Source organism: Niallia sp. M35 (genome assembly GCF_050971705.1).
Taxonomy (GTDB): domain Bacteria; phylum Bacillota; class Bacilli; order Bacillales; family Cytobacillaceae; genus Niallia; species Niallia circulans_A.
Map to the genome: position 1 here is coordinate 1 of NZ_JBPCEP010000061.1, position 202 is coordinate 202.

Genomic DNA, 202 nt, shown 5'->3' on the forward strand with positions numbered 1-202 from the left:
GTTTCTTTTACCGTTTGGATTGCCTTTTGTAGGTTTGGCTCTTGCTTTATTTGGTCTTTCGTTTGGTTCAATTGATCTTGTACTGCTTTGCCTTGGTCTATAGGTTTGGATGGTTGGGCCGTTACTTCTTGTTCGGCACGAGTCAATGCCTGCACAAGCTTCTCTCTGCCCGCACTTTCTTGGCCTAAACGCTGGCTTATTG

1 protein-coding gene is annotated in these 202 nt (G+C 45.5%); it reads right to left on the bottom strand.

Going from position 1 to position 202, the window contains the following annotated elements:
• A partial coding sequence (locus NiCM35_RS26755; RefSeq protein WP_433780910.1) for a hypothetical protein occupies window positions 1-202 on the bottom strand: 202 nt, incomplete at both ends.